Source organism: Pandoraea morbifera (genome assembly GCF_902459575.1).
GTDB classification, from domain to species: Bacteria; Pseudomonadota; Gammaproteobacteria; order Burkholderiales; family Burkholderiaceae; genus Pandoraea; species Pandoraea morbifera.
Genome location: NZ_CABPSD010000001.1, coordinates 402631 through 422432 on the forward strand (window position 1 = coordinate 402631; position 19802 = coordinate 422432).

Below are 19802 nucleotides of genomic sequence, written 5' to 3' on the forward strand. Positions count from 1 at the left end.
AAGCCGCCCGTGCCCCAGACAACGCCCCAGCCCCCTGCGGAACCGATCGATTACCGTCACGAGGAGGGACGTTTCAATCTCTCGGCGTGGGCGCTGCGCCATCGCGCGCTGGTCGTCTTCCTGATCGCGATGGCGACGATCTTCGGCATCCTCGCGTACTCGCGACTTGCGCAATCCGAAGACCCGCCGTTCACCTTCCGCGTGATGGTGATCCGCACGTTCTGGCCCGGTGCCACCGCGAAGCAGGTTCAGGAGCAGGTCACCGACCGGCTCGCGCGCAAGCTTCAGGAGATGCCCGCGATCGACTTCCAGCGCAGCTATTCGCGCCCCGGCGAGTCGCTGCTGTTCTTCGCGATGAAGGACTCGGCGCCCGCTAGCGAAGTGGCGCAAGAGTGGTACCAGGTACGCAAGAAGGTCGGCGACATCGCGTATACGTTGCCACCCGGCGTTCAGGGCCCGTTCTTCAACGACGAGTTCGGCGACGTCTACACGCATATCTTCACGCTCGAGGGCGACGGCTTCGGCCCGGCTCAGCTGCGCGACTACGCCGATTCGCTGCGCACGGTGCTGCTGCGCGTGCCGGGTGTGGCCAAGGTGGACTACTTCGGCGATCAGGACCAACGCATCTATGTCGAGATCAGCAACACGCAGCTCACGCGTCTTGGCATCTCGCCGAACCAGATCGCGCAGGCGGTCAACGCTCAGAACGCAGTGTCGCCCGCCGGCACCATCGAAGCCCCCAACGACCGCCTGGTGGTGCGTCCTAGCGGTCAGTTCCGCAACGTGCAGGAACTCGCCGACACGCTCATCCGGGTGAACGATCGCACGTTCCGCCTGGGCGACATTGCCACGATCAGGCGCGGCTACGTCGATCCGCCGGTCTCGGAGATGCGTTTTGGCGGCAAGCCCGTGCTCGGCATCGGCATCACCATGCAGACCGGGCAGGACGTCGTGCACCTCGGCAAGGCACTGGCAAGCACCATGGGTTCGCTGCGTGCACAACTGCCCGCCGGCCTGAAACTCACGGAAGTGGCCAGCATGTCGCAGTCGGTGTCGCATTCGGTCGACGATTTCCTCGAGGCCGTCGCCGAGGCCGTCGCCATCGTGCTGATCGTCAGTCTCGTGTCGCTGGGATTTCGCACGGGCATGGTGGTGGTGATTTCGATTCCTGTCGTGCTCGCCGTCACGTCGCTGTTCATGTATATCTTCGACATCGGCCTGCACAAGGTCTCGCTCGGCACGTTGATCCTCGCGCTCGGCCTGCTCGTCGACGACGCGATCATCGCCGTTGAAATGATGGCCGTGAAGCTCGCCCAGGGCTGGGACCGCAAGCGCGCGGCCGCGTTCGCCTACACGAGCACGGCCTTTCCGATGCTCACCGGCACGCTCGTGACCGTTTCGGGCTTCCTGCCCATCGCGCTGGCCAAGTCGAGCACGGGCGAGTACACGCGCTCGATCTTCGAGGTCTCGGCCATCGCCCTGCTCGCCTCGTGGCTCGCCGCCGTGGTCCTCATTCCCCTGCTGGGTTACAAGCTGCTGCCCGAGCGCCCGCGCGAAGCCCATCACGGCGACGATCACGAGCACGAGGTCTACGACACGAAGTTCTACAACCGCTTGCGCGGCTGGCTCACCTGGTGCATCGAGCGCAAGCTCGTCGTGCTCGTCATCACGGTCGTGTTGTTCCTGATCGCGATGGCCGGTTTCTCGCTCATCCCGCAGCAATTCTTCCCGAGCTCGGACCGCCCGGAACTGATGGTCGACTTGCGGCTGCAGGAAGGGGCGTCGTACCAGGCGACCCTGCGCGAGACGCAGCGCGTAGAAAAGCTCCTCGAGGGCCGCAAGGAAATCGATCACACGGTGAGCTTCGTGGGTACCGGCGCGCCCCGCTTCTATCTACCGCTCGACCAGCAACTGCCCACGCCGAACTTCGCCCAGTTGGTGATCACCGCCAAATCGGTGGAAGATCGCGAGGCGCTCGCACAATGGCTGGAGCCGAAGCTGCGCGACGCCCTGCCCGGTGTGCGCACCCGTTTGTCGCGACTCGAAAACGGGCCGCCCGTCGGCTTCCCGGTGCAATTCCGCGTGAGCGGCGACGACATCGGCACCGTGCGCAAGATCTCGGAGCAAGTCGCCGACGTCATGCGGGCCAACGGCGACACGGTGGACGTGCAGTTCGACTGGGACGAACCTTCGCAGCGCTCGGTGCGTTTCGAAGTGGATCAACAAAAGGCGCGCGCGCTCGGCGTGAGTTCGACCGACATCGCGAACTTCATCGCCATGACGCTCACTGGCTACGACATCAGCCAGTACCGCGAGCGCGACAAACTGATCTCGATCACGTTGCGCGCGCCCAAGGCCGAGCGCGTCGATCCGGCAAAACTCGCCACGCTGGCCATGCCCACGCCCAACGGCCCCGTGCCGCTCGCCACACTGGGCCACGTGGTCGACGACCTCGAGTACGGCGTGATCTGGGAACGTGACCGCCAGCCGACGATCACCGTGCGCTCGGACGTGCGCCCCGGCAAGCAGGGCATCGACGTGACCGACGCCGTCGACAAGAAGCTCGGCGACATTCGCAAGGCGCTCCCGGTCGGTTATCGCATCGAGATCGGCGGATCGGTCGAAGAGTCGGCCAAGGGCCAGTCCTCGATCAATGCGCAGATGCCGATCATGATCATCGCCGTGCTCACACTACTGATGATCCAGTTGCAGAGCTTCGCGCGCACCATGCTGGTGGTGCTCACCGCGCCGCTGGGCATGATCGGCGTAGTGGCCACCCTGCTGCTGTTCGGCAAGCCGTTCGGCTTCGTTGCCATGCTCGGGGTGATCGCCATGTTCGGCATCATCATGCGCAATTCGGTGATCCTGGTCGATCAGATCGAACAGGACGTGGCCGCCGGTCACCCGCGTTTCGACGCCATCGTCAGCGCCACGGTGCGGCGCTTCCGCCCGATCACGCTCACCGCGGCCGCGGCCGTGCTGGCGTTGATTCCGCTGCTGCGCAGTAACTTCTTCGGTCCGATGGCGACCGCGCTGATGGGCGGCATCACCAGCGCGACCATCCTGACCGTGTTCTTCCTGCCTGCGCTGTACGCCACGGCATTCCGCGTGCGTCACGACGAACGCGCCTCGCACGCTGGCACCCCGCAAGGAGACCGCTCATGATTCCGCGTCTCAAGTCGCACTGGTGCGCCCCGCTCGTTCCCGTGCTGTCGCTCTGGCTGGGCGCCTGCGCCTTCACGCCCGGCGACACGCCGCCCGCCATGCCCTCGCCCACCCACTATGGCGTGAGCGCACCGCCCGAGCGCACGGTCAGCGCACAGGGCGCGTCGCAGCAATTCGACATCGGCGCGGCCCCCGTCGAGGCATGGTGGCACGCCTATCGCTCCGACAAGCTCGACGCACTCGTGGACGAAGGCTTGCGCAACAGCCCGAACCTCGCGTCGACCGAGCGCGCATTGCAGGCCGCGCGTGAACAGTTGAAAGCGCAAGTGGGGGCGTCGCTCTTCCCCGAGGTGGACATCGGTGGCCAGGCCGCGCGCGAGCGCAATCTCGGCATTCCCACGTTCGGGCCGCCGACCGCGCTGTACAACATGTTCGTAGGACAGATCCAGGCGCGCTATACGTTCGACTTCTTCGGCGCGTCGCGCTTCGCCAATGCGTCGCTCGCCGCGCGGGTCGACCAGCAGGCGCTCCAGCTGGCCTCGGCACGCCAGGCGCTCGCGGCGAACATCGTTTCGGGCGCCATCGGCGCGTCCGTTCTCGGCGCGCAGGTGAAGGCGACCGAGCGCCTCGTCGCGCTGGCCCAGGCCGACGCCAACGACATGGCGCGACGCGAGGCGCTCGGCGCGGTCTCGCGCTCGGACGCCCTCGCGTCGGCCCAGAACGCCGAGTCGCTGGCTGCGTCGCTGCCCGGCCTCAGGGCGCAGTGGCAATCCACGCGTCACGCGCTGGCCGTATTGCTCGGGCGCACGCCCGACCAGGCACCGGACGATCTCGCGCTGGGCGAGCTGAAGGTACCGGAGCGCGTGCCCGTTGCGGTCCCGTCGACACTTCTGAAATCGCGGCCTGACATCCAGGCCGCGGAAATGGCGCTCAAGGCGGCATCGGCCGAGGTGGGCGTGGCAACAGCGCAGATGTTCCCGAGCCTGTCGCTCACCGCGTCGATGGGCAAGGGTGGGTTCAACTGGCCGACCGTCCTCTCCGGGGCGGGGTCGCTCTGGAGCATTGCCGCGTCGATTTCGCAGCCGATCTTCCACGGCGGCGCCCTGCTAGCCCAGCGACGTGCCGCGATGGCGACGTACGAGGCGTCCGTCGAGCAATACAAGCAGACCGTGCTCGCGGCGTTCAGGAACGTGGCGGATACGCTCGCCTCGCTCGAAGCCGACAATACCGCCTTGTTGCACGCGGACAATGCGAGTGCGGCGGCCGAGCAGATCTATCGCGATACGGCGGCGCGGGTGCGTCTGGGGGCGCTGCCGGTGTCGGCGGCACGCGGGCGCGAGCAGCAGTACTGGAACGCCTATTTGACGACAGTGCGTGCAACCGGCGCACGTTTGTCGGATACTGCGCTACTGTTTTACGCGATGGGGGTGCCGCCCGAGACCGCCGCTGACGCGGCAGGCCAGGGTGCTTCCGCACACGGGAACGCCCTGCCGCCGACGCAGAGCCGGGCGCGGCCCGCGCCCGCATCGCAAGATGTCGCCACTCGATGACTGCCACACCGACCACCCGGGGCCGACGCCCCAAACACCTGCCCGATGGCCGTGCCGCGCTGCTCGGCGCGGCCATCCATGCCTTTTCGCAACATGGTTACGACGGCGCCAATCTGCGCGGCATCGCCCGTGCGGCCAAGGTCGACGCCAGCCTGGTTCGCGTGCACTTTGGCTCCAAGGAGCAATTGTGGCGGGCCTGCGTCGACACGCTCGAAGCCGCGCTGGCCGAACCCGCCGAACGCCTGCGCGCGCTGTCCATCGATACCTCGCGGCCGGTGACCGACCGGCTCAAGGAAGCCATCGAGATCATTGCCGCGCACGCGGTGCAGCACCCCGAGCACAAGCAATTCATTGCGCAGCATGCCTCCGAGACCGGCGATCGCGGCGCGATCCTGCACGGCCATCTGGTCATGCCGGTGTATGACTGCATGGAACCGCTGATCGAGCAAGGCATGGCGGCCGGCGTGGTCCGCGCCGAACACCCCGCCATGTACTTCTGCCTGCTGGTGCACGCGCTGCATCCGCCCCCAGGCTCACCGGTCCTCATGCAACTGATCGCCCCGCAGGTCGGTGGCGACGCATTCGCGCCGGCCCTCATCCATCAAGTCGAGATGCTTTTCTTCGCGCCGCCTGCGTCACCGCCTTGCGAGGGGCTGCTCGCCCATTTGCGAAACAAGCCGGACAGCAAACAGGGCTGACGCTCGTCAGCCCTGTTTGCCCGTTCAGTCCGTTGAGCCCTTTGAGCCCTTTTTACACCCCGGACAGGCTCGCGCCGGCGCGCCGCCTCGCTATCTCGTAGCCGGCGCCCCCGGCGGCAGTCCGGCGGCGCCTGGCGTCTGCGCGCCCGTGTGCAGCACCACGCCGCGACGTTCGCGACCGAAGTAGATCATCACCGCGATCACCACCGCCACCGTTCCGGCAACGAGCGCCATGGCCAGGCCGAAGTTGCCGCCATGCGCCTTCGCGATGCTCGCCTGCAGATTGCCGTTCACCGAGGCAAACAGATTTCCCAGTTGATACACCAGCCCCGGGAACGTGGCGCGAATCTCGTCTGGCGAGAGTTCGTTGAGGTGAGCGGGTATCACGCCCCACGCGCCCTGCACCGAGATCTGCATGAGGAACGCGCCAATCGCCAGCATCACCGCGCCGCTGGAAAACGCCCACAACGGCAGCACCGGCAACGCGATGAGCGCGGCAATGACGATCGCGCGCCGACGACCGATCTTCTCCGAAATCGCACCGAAGAACAGGCCGCCGATGATCGCGCCAATGTTATAGGTGATGGCGATCCAGCTCACCGTGTGCGGATCGAACTTGTGCTGCACCTGAAGGAACGTCGGGTAGAGATCCTGCGTGCCGTGGGAAAAGAAGTTGAACGCCGTCATCAGCACGATCGCATAGAGCGCGAGCTTCCAGTCGCGCGTAAGCACCTGCACGAAGTTGGCACGTGGCGCCGCGCTTTGTGCCGTGCCTTTCGCCCACGCCGGCGACTCCGGAACATGCCGACGGATGTAGAACACCAGCAATGCCGGCAACACGCCAACGAAGAACATTCCGCGCCAACCGATGCTCTCGTAGAAAAGGCCGTACACGATCGATGCCAGCAGATAGCCGCTCGGGTAGCCCGCCTGCAGCAAGCCAGACACGATACCGCGCGAATGCGTCGGCACGCTCTCCATCGTGAGCGCCGCGCCAACCCCCCACTCGCCCCCCATCGCGATGCCGAACAGCGCGCGCAGAATCAGCAGCATCGTAAGACTGGGTGCGAAGCCCGAGGCCAATTCGAGCAGCGCGTAAAGCAGCACGCTGGCCATCATCGCCGGTCGTCGCCCAACCCTGTCGCCCAACCGGCCGAAGATGAAAGCGCCGAGAGGACGCATCGCCAGAGTGAGCAACAGCGCGAACGCCACGCTGCCCAACTCGGTGTTGAACTCCTTCGCGATGTCCTTGAGCACGAACACCATCAGGAAGAAATCGAACGCGTCCAGCGTCCACCCAAGATAGCTTGCCGTTACCACATGCTTCTGTTCTTTTGTCCAGGACATGGTGTCTCCTTCATCGGCGGCAGTATTGCGCGACCGATTCACTCTACTCCTGAATCCTCCCGGGAAAGCAAAACGGGCCGCAAACCCGCATGAATACTGGGCCAACACCTTTGCAACGAAGGTTTCATCTGTCGCAACAGGCGGACTCGGCCCGGCGCGGCGTACCTGGTCGCGGGCGGCGACGGCCGCAGGGGCATCGGACGCGAATGCCGTCTTGGCGTTATCCGGGACGCTGCCGGTGTGCCGATGCATTACACTGGCGGCCGAATTCTTCAGCTCTCATGTCCATGTCCGAAGCCATTTCCACCACCGTCATTCTCGGCGCCGGCCAGGCTGGCGGCGAAACCGCCCTCGCCCTGCGCCAACTCGGCTACGCCGGCCGCATCGTCCTCGCCGGCAGCGAAACGCATCTGCCGTATCGTCGCCCGCCGCTCTCGAAGGCCTTTCTCGCCGGTCAGGCCGACGAAGCCAGCTTACTGATTCGTCCGGCAGACGCCTGGGAGAAGGCCGATATCGATGTGCGGCTGGGCGTGACGGCCACCGCCATCGACCGTGCCGCACGCACCGTGACGTTTGACGACAGCGAGACACTTGGGTATGACCACCTGGTGCTCGCACTGGGCGGACGAGTACGGGCGCTGCCAGTACCGGGCGCGCAGGCGCCGAATGTTCATTACCTGCGCAACATCGCCGACGCACAACGTCTGCGCGAGGCGCTCACGCCCGGCAGGCGCGTCGTGGTGATCGGCGGTGGCTACATCGGTCTGGAAGTGGCGGCCAGCGCCATCAAGGCCGGCGCGTCGGTGACGGTCCTCGAAGCGGCACCACGCCTGCTCGCACGTGTGGCGGAAGCCGACCTCGCCGGGTTCTTCGCCACGCTGCATCGCGACAACGGCGTCGACGTGCAGACCGGCGTCGGCGTCACGGCAATGGAGCAGGATGCATCGGGAAATGTCGTGGCAGTCATCGCCGGCGAGAAGCGCCTGCCGGCGGACGTCGTCGTCGTGGGCATTGGCCTGATCCCCAACACCGAACTGGCGCGGGCCGCCGGCTTGCAGGTCGACAACGGCATCGTCGTCGACGAGTTCGCCCGCACGAGCGACCCGGCGATTCTGGCCGTGGGCGACTGCGCACATCACGCGCACCCGGCCCTGGGCCGCCGCATTCGTCTGGAGTCGGTGCCCAGTGCCAGCGAGATGGCCAAGGTGGCGGCGAGCGTGGTCCATGGCGAAGCGCCGAAGGCCGTTGCCACCGCCCCGTGGTTCTGGTCGGACCAATTCAATGCGAAGTTGCAGATGGTCGGCATGACCGAGGGTCACGACGCCGTGGTCGAGCGCCGATTGCCGGATGCACAGGGCGCGGCCGTGTTCATGCTGTTCTATCTGCGCGAGGGCGCCATGGTCGCAGCGGCAAGCATCAACCGTGCGCAGGAGTTTCTGGCCGCACGCGAACTGGTCGGCCGGCGCGCGGTCATCGACCCGGCACGTCTGGCAGACGCCACGACGCCCCTCAAGACGCTGCTCGCCGAACTCGGCCCGACTGCCTGAGGTTCGCGGGTTTGCCGCGGTGCCGCAACGCGCTCAGACGTTGCGGCCCACGGCCCGCACGCCCGGGACGTCCCGGCCAGCCGCCCCGCACTGCACGTCAGACATGGCTCGCGTGGGCGGGCAACAACAGCACCGGCCGCCCCGCGTTGCGGGCGGTATCTTCCGCCACGCTGCCCAGCGCGAAGCGGCGGAAACCGCGACGTCCATGCGTACCCAGCACGATCAGATCGACGTCGGCATCCTTGCCCGAGGCCACGATCTGATCGGCAACGCCTTCGCCGACCGGCTGAATCTCCCGCATTTCCACCTCGCCCGGCACGCCCGCTTCGTGCATTCGTTGTCGCGCCCAGTTGCGCACCTGGTCACCGACGGCGCGCACCGCATGGAGCAACGGTTCCGGGTCGAAGCCGGCGATGAACGGGCCCGGCAGATCGAGCACATGCACCACGCGCAGCAATGCGCCGTGCTTGCGAGCGAGCGACAGCGCGTACTCGAAAGCGCGGCGCGCCGTCTCGCTGTCGTCGAGCGCGACGAGAATCTGTTCATAATGCCCGCCCGCGCGCAGTGGCGCATGCGGACGCGCCTCGCCCGCAACGAGCATGACCGGCACTTCGGCACTGCGCAAGATCTGTTCGGCCACGCTGCCCAGCATGGCACGCCGCACGCCGCTGCGGCCGTGCGTGCCAACGACGATGATGTCGGCGCCAAACTCGAGGGCTTCGCGCCTGATGGCTTCGGGCACTGTCTCGCCCGTCGTCCGCAGATCGATCAGGTGTGCCTGGGCGTCATCGAATCCTTCTTCGCGCAGAGATAGCACGGCGCGTGCGAGATGCTCCTCGCCCTCACGCTGCATGTCCCGGCGCACCTGTTCCAGATCGATGAGTTTGCCAAAGGCCGACGTGAGCAGCGTCACGGGGTCTTCGACAGTGTGGATGACGCGAATCACGTCGCCCTTGCGGGCAAAGGCGGCGGCCTCGCGCAATGCCCGGCGCGACGACTCGCTACCGTCGGTGGCCAGCAGAATGCGTTTTGTCATGGAGGGCCTCGCGTGGAAAGTGACGAACAATCGCGCGCGCCCGAATGTTTCGACTGACAAACCGGCCGCGCGCCGCTTCCACTATAACGCCCGATGACCGACCTGCGCCAGCGTGGCACGAGCCAGCGCCGGCGCGGATCGCCAAACGGCGGGAAGCGTCGCCGCACGACGGCCGCTCACGGCGCTTTATCACGCCTTGCCCCGCCTTGCCCCGCCTTAACGCACCTTGATGCGCATTCATGCGCTGTCACGCGCATCATCGCGCGGCGTCGCCCCAGCGATAGGCGTGCGAGGCGTCGTCGAGCTTCGCTTTGAGCGCCGGGTCCAGGACGTAATCGATGGTGCCGAGCGTCTCGGTCAACTGCTCGACGCGGCTCGCACCGATGATGGCCGAAGTGACGACCGGATTGGCCAGCACCCACGCGAGCGAAAGTCGCGTGAGCGACTCGCCGGCGTCTTTCGCGATGCCCTTGAGCGCTTCGATGGTCTCGAACTCGCGCTCATGCCAGTAGCGCTGCTGGTACATCGCGCCGGCCTTGCCGACCGTGGCGGTGAAGCGCCCTTCGCTGGGCGCGGCGTCATGGCGATACTTGCCCGTGAGCAGTCCGCCGGCGAGCGGATTGTAGGGAATCACGGCAAGTCCTTCCTCGCTCGCGAGCGGCAGCAGTTCGCGTTCGATCTGTCGGAACAGCAGGTTGTAGCGCGGTTGCACCGAAACGAAGCGCGCCGTGCGCAGCACGTCGGCGCGGCCCAACGCCCGGGCCAGACGATACGCCAGGTAGTTCGACACGCCGATGTAGCGCGCCTTGCCCGATTTCACGATGGTGTCGAGGGCTTCGAGCGTCTCGTCGATGGGAGTATCCGTGTCGTCGGAGTGCAGTTGATACAGATCGACGTAGTCCGTCCCAAGACGGGCCAGCGAAGCGTCTATCGCATCGAGCAGATGCTTGCGCGACGCCCCTTTGTCCCACGGTGACGGCCCCATCTGGCCGCAGGCCTTCGTGGCCACGATGAACCTGTCGCGACGCCCCTTGAGCCAGCGGCCGACGATCTCTTCGGTGCGGCCCGCCAGCGAGGTGTCGGCGCCAAGCGGGTAAACGTCGGCGACGTCGATGAAGTTTACGCCCGCGTCGGCGGCGCGATCGAGGATGGCGTGGCTTGCCGCCTCTTCGGTCTGCAGACCGAACGTCATGGTCCCCAGGCACAGGCGGGAAACGGTCAGGCCGGTGTGGCCGAATTTCGTGTATTGCACGGTAACTCCCGGAAGGTTCGATTCTGGCGATGGCACTGCGCGGTACCGTCCGCGCGCACGCGCCCGAGCAAGCAGGCTCGGGCGAAACGCACAGTATGCGCGATTCCGGAAAAACCGGTGTGCGAGCGGTTCAAGGACCGCTTGAGCCCTATTCGAGGGATTTCAGATCGAGCCAGACACCGTCGACGCCGCGAATCATGATCTTGCCGCCGTACTTCATGACGGTCGTCTGTTCGTTTTCCGACACGAAGGCCGTCTGCGGCAAATCGTTGGCGTAAGGCGCCAGGTCGGGTGCGCCGGCGAACGGGTTGTTCGCGACGAGATGCGAGACGAGCGTCATGAGCGCCAGATAGCTCGTCGGCGTAGAAATCGCGATCGGCTTGCCATGCGAGGCCGTCGCGCCGGCGCCGAAGCCCACCAGCTTGACCGCCACCGGCACATGGGTGATTTCGGGCAACGGAATCTCGCGCATGCCGGAAATCTGCAGCTTGCTGCCGCGCAGTGCCGCTCCGTGTTCGGGCACGAACACGACGATCGCCTTGCGCCCCGACTTCTCGATGGTGTCGATGAACTGGCCAAAGTCGTCGAACATCGCCTTCGCGCGAATCGGATAGCTCTGCACGCTAGAGAGCTTCGAGCCCTCGAGACGATTGCCGTCGTGCAGCGAGATCGTGTTGTAGTAAAGCGCCACGCGCTTGTCCGGCATCGCGGTGCGCTGCTTCCACCACGCTTGCAGCACATCGCCGTCGGAGCGGATCGGGGTTTCGTCGAAGGCGCGCATGGACACCCGGGAGCGCGTATTGTCGAACGGCGTGACACCGGGCACATTGAAGTTCTGCTGCACCTCCTGCATGAAGTTGTCGAAATGCCCGTCGTGGTTCATGGCGAGTTCGGGCGTGAAGCCGAGATTCTTCAAATCGCTCATGACATAGCATTGCGGGCCGGCCGGGTCATACAGCGCCTTGTGCGTCGGTTGACCACAGCCGGCGCGCAATACTCGGATGGCCGCCGGGCCGCTGTAGCTCGCCGCCGAGTTGAAGTTCTTGAAGATGAAATCGAAGCGCGAGAGCAGCGGCTGGTTTTCGAGATTGTCGACGTCCAGATCGTCCTGCGCGAGCGAGCAGATGTGCAGGAAGATGATGTCGTAGTCGGGCCCCGCGCCCGCCTGGGCGGGCAACGAGACCGAACGGGTGAGCTCGCGCGCGTAGAAACTGCTGAGCGCGGCGTTCGGCGTCGGGCCCGGAGGTACCTCGCCGTCGCCGACGACGAACTCGCTTGTCCCGGCAGCGGCGCTGTTCGCGTCGGCGGCCGAGCCGGTCGCCACCGCCGAGGTATCGCCCTGCGCGGCAACCACCGGCGGGACAGACAACAGCGAGCCCACGCGCAGCACGGCCGGCACGATCAGCAGCGCGAGCAGCACGAATGTCGTCACTCGCACCCAACGGTTCACGATCCAGTAGACAAGCAGCAGGACCGCCAGCACCAGCCAGTCACGCGCGGAAACGAAGCGCCCGAGCAATTCGACGATGTACGAGAATCGGAACTGCAGGAGCGCGGGCAGTTGCTCGATGAAGCGGCCGAACGGCGGCAGGTTCGAGTCGTAGTAGAGCAATGCCGCGCCCACCGGAATGGCGATGACCTGCCGGGTGATGCGGGCCCAGCGTGGCCGCAGGCGAATCACCAGCAACAACGCGAAGATCAGGTTCGGCAGCACATGGAAGCCGATGATGCCCGCCCACAGCAGCAACAGTTTCAGAATGAAATAGAGGTTCCAGATACCCATCGTGGGATTTCCTCAGGTATGACGTTCGCTGCGCAGACGATTCTGCCAGCGTGTCACCAGTTTGCTCAGCAAATAGTTCGCCAGCACCTGATAGCCCCGCAGGCCCATCGCCAGCATTTCGAAGAGCGCCTTGATCGGTTCGTCGCGCGTACGCTCCGCGTCCCAGTCGCGCCACGCGTCGGCACGTCCGAAGGTGAACTGCACCAGATGCTTGTCCTGCTCCGGCGTGAGGGGCAAGAAGGCAAGGAACACGTCGTGTCCTCGCGCGCCGACCACGCTTACCGGAAAGCCGTATTCGGTCTCGCCGCGCGTGAGCGCGACCTGCGCCTCGGTACCTGCCGTCAGGCTGAGCGGTACCGGCAATTGCAGTGCCAGGCCGCCGCCCGAGAAATCCCGCGTATGGCAAGCCATCGCACGGCCGTCGGGCAGATAGAGCGTGGCGGGCAGGCGCATCGTCACGCGGTGCGTACGCCTCACCTGCCGAACTTCCGTCGCCACCGCGACGGCCGCGCCGAGCACCGCCAGGTTGAACGTCACCCACGCCAGATTGAACCCGAGGGCGCCGCCCTCGCCCGGTGGCCCGTAGAAGTACCGGAGGATGCCGGCGAGAAAGCCCAGCAGGTTGAAGCCCAGCAGCACCAGATAGGGCTTCGAGATGCTCCAGTCGAAGAAGCTCTGCTCGATCAGCCCGCCCTTGGCGGTCACGTTGAACTTTCCGTAGCGCGGATTGATGAACGCGACGGTGGTCGGCAGCGCCACGTACCACGCTAGCACGGCCTCGTAGACATCCGACCAGAACGAATGCCGGTACTTGCCCTGGATGCGCGAGTTGGCGATGTTCGCGTGGGCGATGTGCGGCAACACATAGGCGCAAATGCTCAGCGCCGCGGCCTGCACGATGTGCAGACCGAAGAACAGGTAGCAGATCGGGGCGAGCAGGAAAATAATGCGCGGAATGCCATAGAAGAAATGCAGCATGCCGTTCGCGTAGCAGATCCGTTGACCGAATTTCAGGCCGCGCCCGAACAGCGGGTTGTCCACGCGAAAGATCTGCGCCATGCCGCGCGCCCAGCGAATGCGCTGCCCCACGTGCCCCGAGAGCGACTCAGTCGCGAGCCCCGCCGCCTGCACCACCTTCAGATACACGGTATTCCAGCCGCGACGGTGCATCTTGAGCGCCGTATGGGCGTCCTCCGTCACGGTCTCCACGGCCACGCCGCCGACTTCATCGAGCGCCGTGCGGCGCAGCACGGCGCAGGAGCCGCAGAAGAACGACGCGTTCCAGAAGTCGTTGCCGTCCTGCACCACGCCGTAGAAAAGCCGCCCTTCGTTGGGCACCGCGCCGCGCGTGGCAAGGTTGCGCTCGAAAGGGTCGTCGGAGAAGAAATGGTGCGGCGTCTGCACGAGCGAACAACGTTCGTCCTTGAGGAACGCGCCCATCGTCGTTTGCAGAAAGGAGCGCACGGGGATGTGGTCGCAATCGAAGATCGCGATGAACTCGCCCTGCGTCTGGCCGAGCGCGTGATTGATATTGCCCGCCTTGGCATGACGATTGTCCGGGCGCGTGACGTAATGCACTCCGGCCTGCTCGGCGAACCGTCGCATCTCGTCGCGACGCCCGTCGTCGAGCAGATAGATGTTGAGCTTTTCCGGCGGCCAGTCGATCCCGCACGCGGCATACACGGTCGGGCGCACCACATCGAGCCCCTCGTTGTAGGTCGGAATGTAGACGTCCACGGTCGGCCATAGGCGCGTGTCCGGCGGCAGCGGCGTGATACGGCGGTGCAACGGCCAGACGGTCTGGATGTAGCCGAACAGCAGGATCATCCACGTATACATCTCGGCGGCGACAAGCGTGTAGCCGACGATGGCCTCGGGCAGCGTGTCGAACGCGAGCGACTGCGTCAGACGCCACCATACATAGCGAATCGTCGAAATCAGCGACAAGCCGATCAGCACCAGCACCGAGTACTGACTGTCGAGACGTCGGAATACCAGTGCCAGCGCGAGTGTGCACAGCGAGAACAGCAACTGCTCGAAGGGATCGAACGGCGTGGTCACGATCCAGAACACGCCCATCAGGCCGAACAGCGCGACGACCGTCGAGGTCAGGCGCCAGGCCATCACACGCTCGAGTCGCATGTCGAATCGGTGGGCAAGTTGCGCCGGCGTGTCGGGGGGAATACCGAAGAGCGATTGCACCACCCACAACCGCAGGCGTTCATTGCACGCGCGAAATGCGAGCCACGCCGAGTATGGCGGAAATGTCGGGCGCCGGTCCGCGCGACGCCACAGCAGCGCTCGCACCATCTGCCAGAAGCCCGCGTCGACCGGGAGATCGAGTCGCTGTGTGACGCGCTCGTTGATCCATGCGAAGGCGCGCCCCGGATAGTCCGGACGTCCGCTGCGCGGCGGCTGGAACAGTGCCCGCAACCACCAGTCGCGCCACTGGTCGAGCTGGCGCACGTCGAGCCGCATGGCCAGCCGCGCCACGACATGATCGCCCCGCCGCGCGATCCACAGGCGGTGTCCCGGCGCTCGCAGTGTCGCCGCGAGCAGCCACTGCATGACACCGGGCGGGCGTCCATCCGGACGATGCGGCACGGCCAGCCGCCGAGCCAAGATTTCGCGACCGAGCGCATACACGGAGACCAGGGAGTCGCGGATCATGGCGACACCCTCCCCGCCGAGCCCGGCGAGCCGGTACCGCCGTCGGGCGTCGTGGCACGCAGCACCCAGGCCGCGAGCTCCACGAAGTCGAGCGCGGCCTGAGAGCCGTGTCCTGCCTTCGCCAGCGGCTCGCCGGCGGCGGCGGCAATGCCGACGGCGTCGTCGCGATGAATGCGCAACGGCACGACGGCATCGCCACCGCGCCCCTGGATCAGGTGCAGCAAATCGTTGTTGAGCGGCGAGCTGGCGGCGGCCAGATTCGGCACCATTTGCACCCGTCCGGCACACGCGGCCATCAGATCGGGTTGCGTGACACAGCCGGTCGTGGTGACCGGCACAACGCCCAGCACCAGATCGGCGGCCGCCACCAATGCCTGTGTCATCGTGTCCGGCAGTCGTGGCGTGTCGATGAACACCCGGGCGCCTTCGGGCAATCCGGCCTCGCCAAGCTGGCGACGCAGGCCGTTGGTGTCGTCACGCAGCCACTTCGCCATGGCTGCCACGCTCGCGGCATTGTTGCGTCCTGCCGGCAGCAGCGCAACGCCGGGCGGCGTTTCGCGCACGACCGTGCGCCAACCGTCGGGCGGCACACCCCCGGTCAGTACGCCCGTCTCGCAGGTTTCGCGCAACCCGAGCAGCGCGGCAAGGCTGTTCTGCGCATCGAATTCGATCACGGCGCTCGGATGCGACGCATGGGCCAGTTGCGTGGCGAGGTGCGCGCACACCGTACTGCGCCCGGCGCCCCCCGCGCTCGAGACGACGGCGATGAGCGTCAGCATGCGACCTCCCGAGCGGTGGCACCGGATGCCGGGCGAGGTGCGCGCACGTCAGGCGCCTTGAAGGTGACATCGATGCAGTCGCGCATAGGTCAGTAACTCCAGATCGGGCGAACCGGCGACGGCGGCATCGGGACATCGCCGCGACGGGCATCGAAGTGATAACGCATATAGACAAGGAAGCGGTTCGGTGCATAGTAGTCGGAGCGTTCGAACTGTACCTGTCCCCCGATCACCCAGTGTCGGTTGATCCAGTATTCGGCACGTCCGAGCAGCGAGAAACCGACGCCAAAACCACCACCGGACCCGTACGTGAGGTCGCCGCTGGCCGCTTGCAGCGCGCCGTTCGTCGGGAAGTAAGGCATCGACTTCTCCTGACTTTGCGAGAACGAGACCGAGCCGCGCAGGTAGTACGACCAGCGCTGGGTGCGGCCATACCATTCCAGCGGCAGTGTCAGCGACACGTAGGTCTGTGGGCTGTAATAGCCCCCGTGGCCATAGGTGTAGAAGCGCTCGTTTTGCGCAAAGCTGTCAAAGAACAGCGTCACGCCCGTGTTCATGCGCATGTCGCGCTTGTAGATGAGCGGCAGATCCACGCCGGCGCGGGCCGACACCTCCGTATTGTTGAGCACATTCTCGCCGGTGAGACGCGCCACGCTCGCCTCGCCGAAGACGCCCCACTTGGGGAAGTCGCGCGACGCGTGAAACGTGAGCGCGTCGCGTCTCACTCCGCCCCACTTGCCGTCGCCGAAGACCTCGGGCAACGGGAGATAAGCCCCGGCGTACGACACCATGCTGCCGGTCATCGGGCGGCGCGACGCGTCGACCCAATAGTTGTAGCGCCCCAGATTGCCGAACAGTCGCACGCCGCCCGTCACATATGACACGGGGAAGCCGATCGGCGTGTGGCCGATGTCGGCGCGAATCCAGTCGTTCTCGTAGCCGAGCATGAGCGCCTGTCCGTGCGCCTTCTGCCGCTTCGTGCCATAGTCGGCGAGCACCCCGGGATTGGCCGCTCGAAACGACGGCACGTTCAGCAACGGCAGCGTGCCGAATTCCGAAGTGCCATTGAGCGGCAGGTCGCCCGAGTCCGCGCTGACGTAATCGGTCTGGGCAAACACATGGCCGTCGTAACCCACGGCATATTGACCATACAGCGGCACGGCCCGCGCGTTGAACATCGAAATGCCGCCGTCGCCCTTCTTCTGGTCGATTTCATAGCCCGCCGCAACATAACTGTTGCGCCGCGCCTCGAGCGAATCGATCGCCGATTCGGCCGATGTCATGCCGTCATAGCCCGGCAATGCCCCCTGCACGATCTCTTCCTTGCGTGCCTGGTCGTACCACGCCTTGGCCTCGTTGTAGTGGCGTTGCGATTGCGCGATTCGACCGCGTTGCACCGTCACCGCCGGCGTATCGGGAAACTGCGCACGCAGCCTGTCGTTCAACGCGATGGCTTCGTCGTAGCGCTGCATCGCATTCAGGCGTCGTACCGCGGCCAGCTGCGTCCAGACGTCGTCGGGCGGCGCCTCGGCCAGCGCGCGATCGAGCTCGCGATTGGCGGCCTCGTCGTCCTGCATCTCGTAGAGCACGCGCACGAGAGAAAGCCTTGCATCCTGATCGTTGGGGTCCTGACGGAGCTGATCTTCGGCGATCTTGCGAGCGTCGTCATAGCGCCGCTCGTCGAAATAGATGTCGCCCAGCATCGACAAGGCGCGCGTGTCGGGCGGCTGGCGCGAGAGCAACGGGTCGAGCTTCGCGCGTGCCGTCGTGAAGTCGCCCAGCGCGCGCGCGCGGTCGGCCTGACGCAGCGCGAGCCGATCCTGCAGGTCCTGCCACTCGTCGCGCTGATCGGTGCCGAGGACGGCCGGGTCCATGCTGGCCAGGAACGTGCCGAGCTCCGCATCCCGCTCCGCGGTGTTGAGCAACTCGGCATAGCGCAGTTGGGCTTCCGGCTGCGGCTTGTCGGCATGCGCGGCGAGCCAATCGCGCATGAGCGCCAGCCCCTGCTCCGGCTGACCGGCCGCCACGCGCGCCCGGGCCACTTCGCCGATCAGCTCGGGATCGTCGCCCGCCATGGCCAACGCTTCGCGATAGCGCGCTTCGGCCCGTGCGTCGTCACCGGCCGCTCGTGCCTCGCGTGCCTCGCGCGCCGCATCGCGAATGGCGAGTGTCGTCTGCATGCGTCTGATCGACGGCGTGACGTTCGCCGCCGGAATCTGTGCAAGCGAAGCGCGCGCGCCGGCCTCGTCGTCGATCACGTTCAGGTAGATCGCCTGCGCATACAGCATTTGCGCCCGGTCGTCAGGGTCGAGCGGGGCTCGCATGCCTTCGGCCATCACCTCACGGCCGATTTGCGGCAGACGTAATTTCCGGTACAGGCTGGCGAGCGAATAACGCGTCCAGGCGTTGCCCGGATCGAGCGCGACCGCACGCTCGAGCGCCGCGAGTGCCGGGCCGTTGTGCCCCTGGGCAATGAGGCGCTCGGCGTCGTCGGCGAGCGCCGCCGATTCTGCCTTGTCGAAACGCGCCTTGTCCTGTGGGAAGCGGCGGCGCAGGTCGCCGAGCAGATTCGCAAGCTCCGTGCGGCGTTGCTGGCGCGAATACAGCGTGATCATTCCGCGCAGCGCCGTATCGTTGTCGGGCTCGATCTTCAGCGCCTGCTGGAAAAGTCGCTCGGCGTCGTCATCGCGCTTGTCGTCAAGCGCAATGTCACCGAGCAATGCGAGTCCGTCGGGATTGCGCGGATCGCTCGCCAGCGCGCTGCGCACCAGACGGTCGGCTTCGGCCAGTCGACCGGCGTCGCGGGCGTCGCGCGCGGCCGACATGGCGCCCCAGAACTGCGATGTCTTGAGCAGGCTGCGCCACTTGCCAGCGTTTTCCGGATCCTTGCGCACCGCTTCGGCAAACAGCGCCTGGGCCGCCTTGTGATCGCCCTGGCGCATCTTCACGAGCCCGAGCGAGCCGAGCAACTCGCCGTCGTTCGGCCGTTTGGCCCGCGCCGCATCGAGCGACTTCTCGGCCTCGCCCAGGCGCCCCTGATCGAGCGCCTTGATGCCCGCCTGCCGCGACTGGTATGCGGGATCGTTGAGCATGCGCGTGCGGGCGGCCTGCTGCGCGTTGAGCTTGTCGTATGCCGCACGGATGTCGGCATCGTTCGGCGCCAGCGCTAGATAACGCTGATACAGCGGCAGCCAGGCGAGGTTGCCGTCGGCCTTGGACAACCCTTTCTGCCAGAGCGGCAGCAGCGCGTTCATGTCGGCATTCGGGCGCGCCGCGAGCTCGGCCACCATGCGCGTGCCCGCCAGCCGCGTCGAAGGACGGTCGATCATGAGCTCGGCCAGCGACTGGGCAGCGCGCGTATCGTTCGGCGAGCGTCTGGCCAGATCGGCCAACCCCTGCTGCGCCGCCGGCCAGCCATTCGTCGCATTGGCCTGCGCCCGGAAGTATTCCACGCCCAGTTGGCCCGTCGGCGGGCCGTCGGGGAACAGCGCCTTGTATTCGGCAAACGCGGCGTCGGCCTGGCCGCTGCGTTGAAGCAATCGCGCACGTGCGATGCGGGACTTGTCGACCGTGTTCACACGGATCACATCCGCCAGTGCTTTCGTCGCCGGGGCGTTCGGATAACGCGCACGAAGCTTCTGCAACGCCTGGTTTGCCTGCTGCGGATGATTTTCCTCGATCTCGATCTGGCCGAGCAGCGACAGGGCATCCGGCTGGTCGGGCTGCACGAGCAACGCCTTTTCCAGCGCGGCACGCGCGAGATCGTTGCGATGTCGGGCCTGCCATAGCACGGCGCTGGCGAGCAGATTGCCGACGTCGCGATTGGCCGCGACCGCGCCGCCGGCCCCGGCGTTGGCCCCGGCGTTGGCCCCGGCGTTGGCCCCGTTGGCGCCGGCAGTCGACGACGTCGGCCCCGGGGCCGCGCGCACGTGCACAGCGCCTGCGGCCATCAACAGGCATGTCATGCATGCGGAG

General features: G+C 66.2%; 11 protein-coding genes. 4 read left to right on the top strand and 7 right to left on the bottom strand.

What is annotated here, in order from left to right:
* The first annotated feature begins 45 nt into the window (after positions 1–45).
* Genes PMO31116_RS01750 through PMO31116_RS01760 form a run of 3 tightly spaced genes read left to right on the top strand, consistent with a single transcriptional unit; the run spans position 46 to position 5413 of the window.
* Positions 46–3165 carry an efflux RND transporter permease subunit gene (locus tag PMO31116_RS01750; protein WP_150565496.1) on the top strand — a complete coding sequence of 1040 codons (3120 nt, stop codon included), beginning with the start codon at positions 46–48 and terminating at the stop codon, positions 3163–3165.
* The gene (locus tag PMO31116_RS01755) at positions 3162–4715 is read left to right on the top strand and encodes an efflux transporter outer membrane subunit (protein ID WP_150565182.1); all 1554 of its coding nucleotides are present in this window, start codon (positions 3162–3164) and stop codon (positions 4713–4715) included. Before PMO31116_RS01750 ends, PMO31116_RS01755 begins: the two co-directional genes overlap by 4 nt.
* A complete protein-coding gene (locus PMO31116_RS01760; RefSeq protein WP_150565183.1) occupies positions 4712–5413 on the top strand; it encodes a TetR/AcrR family transcriptional regulator in 702 nt (233 codons plus the stop codon). Before PMO31116_RS01755 ends, PMO31116_RS01760 begins: the two co-directional genes overlap by 4 nt.
* 90 nt (positions 5414–5503) lie before the next feature.
* Here the strand turns inward: PMO31116_RS01760 and PMO31116_RS01765 are convergent, their stop codons facing one another.
* Positions 5504–6760 (bottom strand): MFS transporter, encoded by a 1257-nt coding sequence (locus PMO31116_RS01765; RefSeq protein WP_150565184.1) that lies wholly within the window; start codon positions 6758–6760, stop codon positions 5504–5506.
* Between the two features lie 281 nt (positions 6761–7041).
* On the opposite strand from PMO31116_RS01765, the gene PMO31116_RS01770 reads away from it, so the two are divergent.
* A complete protein-coding gene (locus PMO31116_RS01770; protein WP_150565185.1) occupies positions 7042–8307 on the top strand; it encodes an NAD(P)/FAD-dependent oxidoreductase in 1266 nt (421 codons plus the stop codon).
* Positions 8308–8404: 97 nt separating this feature from the next.
* Here the strand turns inward: PMO31116_RS01770 and PMO31116_RS01775 are convergent, their stop codons facing one another.
* The 6 genes from PMO31116_RS01775 to PMO31116_RS01800 all read right to left on the bottom strand — a co-directional run bounded on the left by PMO31116_RS01775 (position 8405) and on the right by PMO31116_RS01800 (position 19777).
* Positions 8405–9343, bottom strand: a complete 939-nt coding sequence (locus tag PMO31116_RS01775) for a universal stress protein (RefSeq protein WP_150565186.1) — start codon at positions 9341–9343, stop codon at positions 8405–8407.
* A 256-nt stretch (positions 9344–9599) separates the two neighbouring features.
* Complete coding sequence (locus tag PMO31116_RS01780) at positions 9600–10595, bottom strand: aldo/keto reductase (RefSeq protein WP_150565187.1); 996 nt, start codon at positions 10593–10595, stop codon at positions 9600–9602.
* A 148-nt stretch (positions 10596–10743) separates the two neighbouring features.
* Positions 10744–12378: a cellulose biosynthesis protein BcsG gene (bcsG, locus tag PMO31116_RS01785; protein ID WP_150565188.1), complete on the bottom strand. Its 1635-nt coding sequence runs from the start codon at positions 12376–12378 to the stop codon at positions 10744–10746.
* Positions 12379–12390: 12 nt separating this feature from the next.
* Complete coding sequence (bcsA, locus tag PMO31116_RS01790) at positions 12391–15048, bottom strand: UDP-forming cellulose synthase catalytic subunit (RefSeq protein WP_150565189.1); 2658 nt, start codon at positions 15046–15048, stop codon at positions 12391–12393.
* Positions 15045–15827: a cellulose synthase operon protein YhjQ/BcsQ gene (locus tag PMO31116_RS01795; RefSeq protein ID WP_150565190.1), complete on the bottom strand. Its 783-nt coding sequence runs from the start codon at positions 15825–15827 to the stop codon at positions 15045–15047. Before PMO31116_RS01795 ends, bcsA begins: the two co-directional genes overlap by 4 nt.
* Before the next feature lie 89 nt (positions 15828–15916).
* Entirely contained in the window at positions 15917–19777 is a 3861-nt protein-coding gene (locus PMO31116_RS01800) for a cellulose synthase subunit BcsC-related outer membrane protein (RefSeq protein WP_174970733.1), read from the bottom strand.
* Between the last annotated feature and the right edge of the window lie 25 nt (positions 19778–19802).

Excerpts from the sequence above, each read along its gene's own strand:
- PMO31116_RS01755 (WP_150565182.1), top strand. The coding sequence starts at position 3,162 with ATGATTCCGCGTCTCAAGTCGCACTGGTGCGCCCCGCTCGTTCCCGTG.
- PMO31116_RS01795 (WP_150565190.1), bottom strand. The coding sequence starts at position 15,827 with ATGCTGACGCTCATCGCCGTCGTCTCGAGCGCGGGGGGCGCCGGGCGC.
- bcsG (WP_150565188.1), bottom strand. The coding sequence starts at position 12,378 with ATGGGTATCTGGAACCTCTATTTCATTCTGAAACTGTTGCTGCTGTGG.
- PMO31116_RS01770 (WP_150565185.1), top strand. The coding sequence starts at position 7,042 with ATGTCCATGTCCGAAGCCATTTCCACCACCGTCATTCTCGGCGCCGGC.
- PMO31116_RS01800 (WP_174970733.1), bottom strand. The coding sequence starts at position 19,777 with ATGGCCGCAGGCGCTGTGCACGTGCGCGCGGCCCCGGGGCCGACGTCG.
- bcsA (WP_150565189.1), bottom strand. The coding sequence starts at position 15,048 with ATGATCCGCGACTCCCTGGTCTCCGTGTATGCGCTCGGTCGCGAAATC.
- PMO31116_RS01775 (WP_150565186.1), bottom strand. The coding sequence starts at position 9,343 with ATGACAAAACGCATTCTGCTGGCCACCGACGGTAGCGAGTCGTCGCGC.
- PMO31116_RS01760 (WP_150565183.1), top strand. The coding sequence starts at position 4,712 with ATGACTGCCACACCGACCACCCGGGGCCGACGCCCCAAACACCTGCCC.
- PMO31116_RS01765 (WP_150565184.1), bottom strand. The coding sequence starts at position 6,760 with ATGTCCTGGACAAAAGAACAGAAGCATGTGGTAACGGCAAGCTATCTT.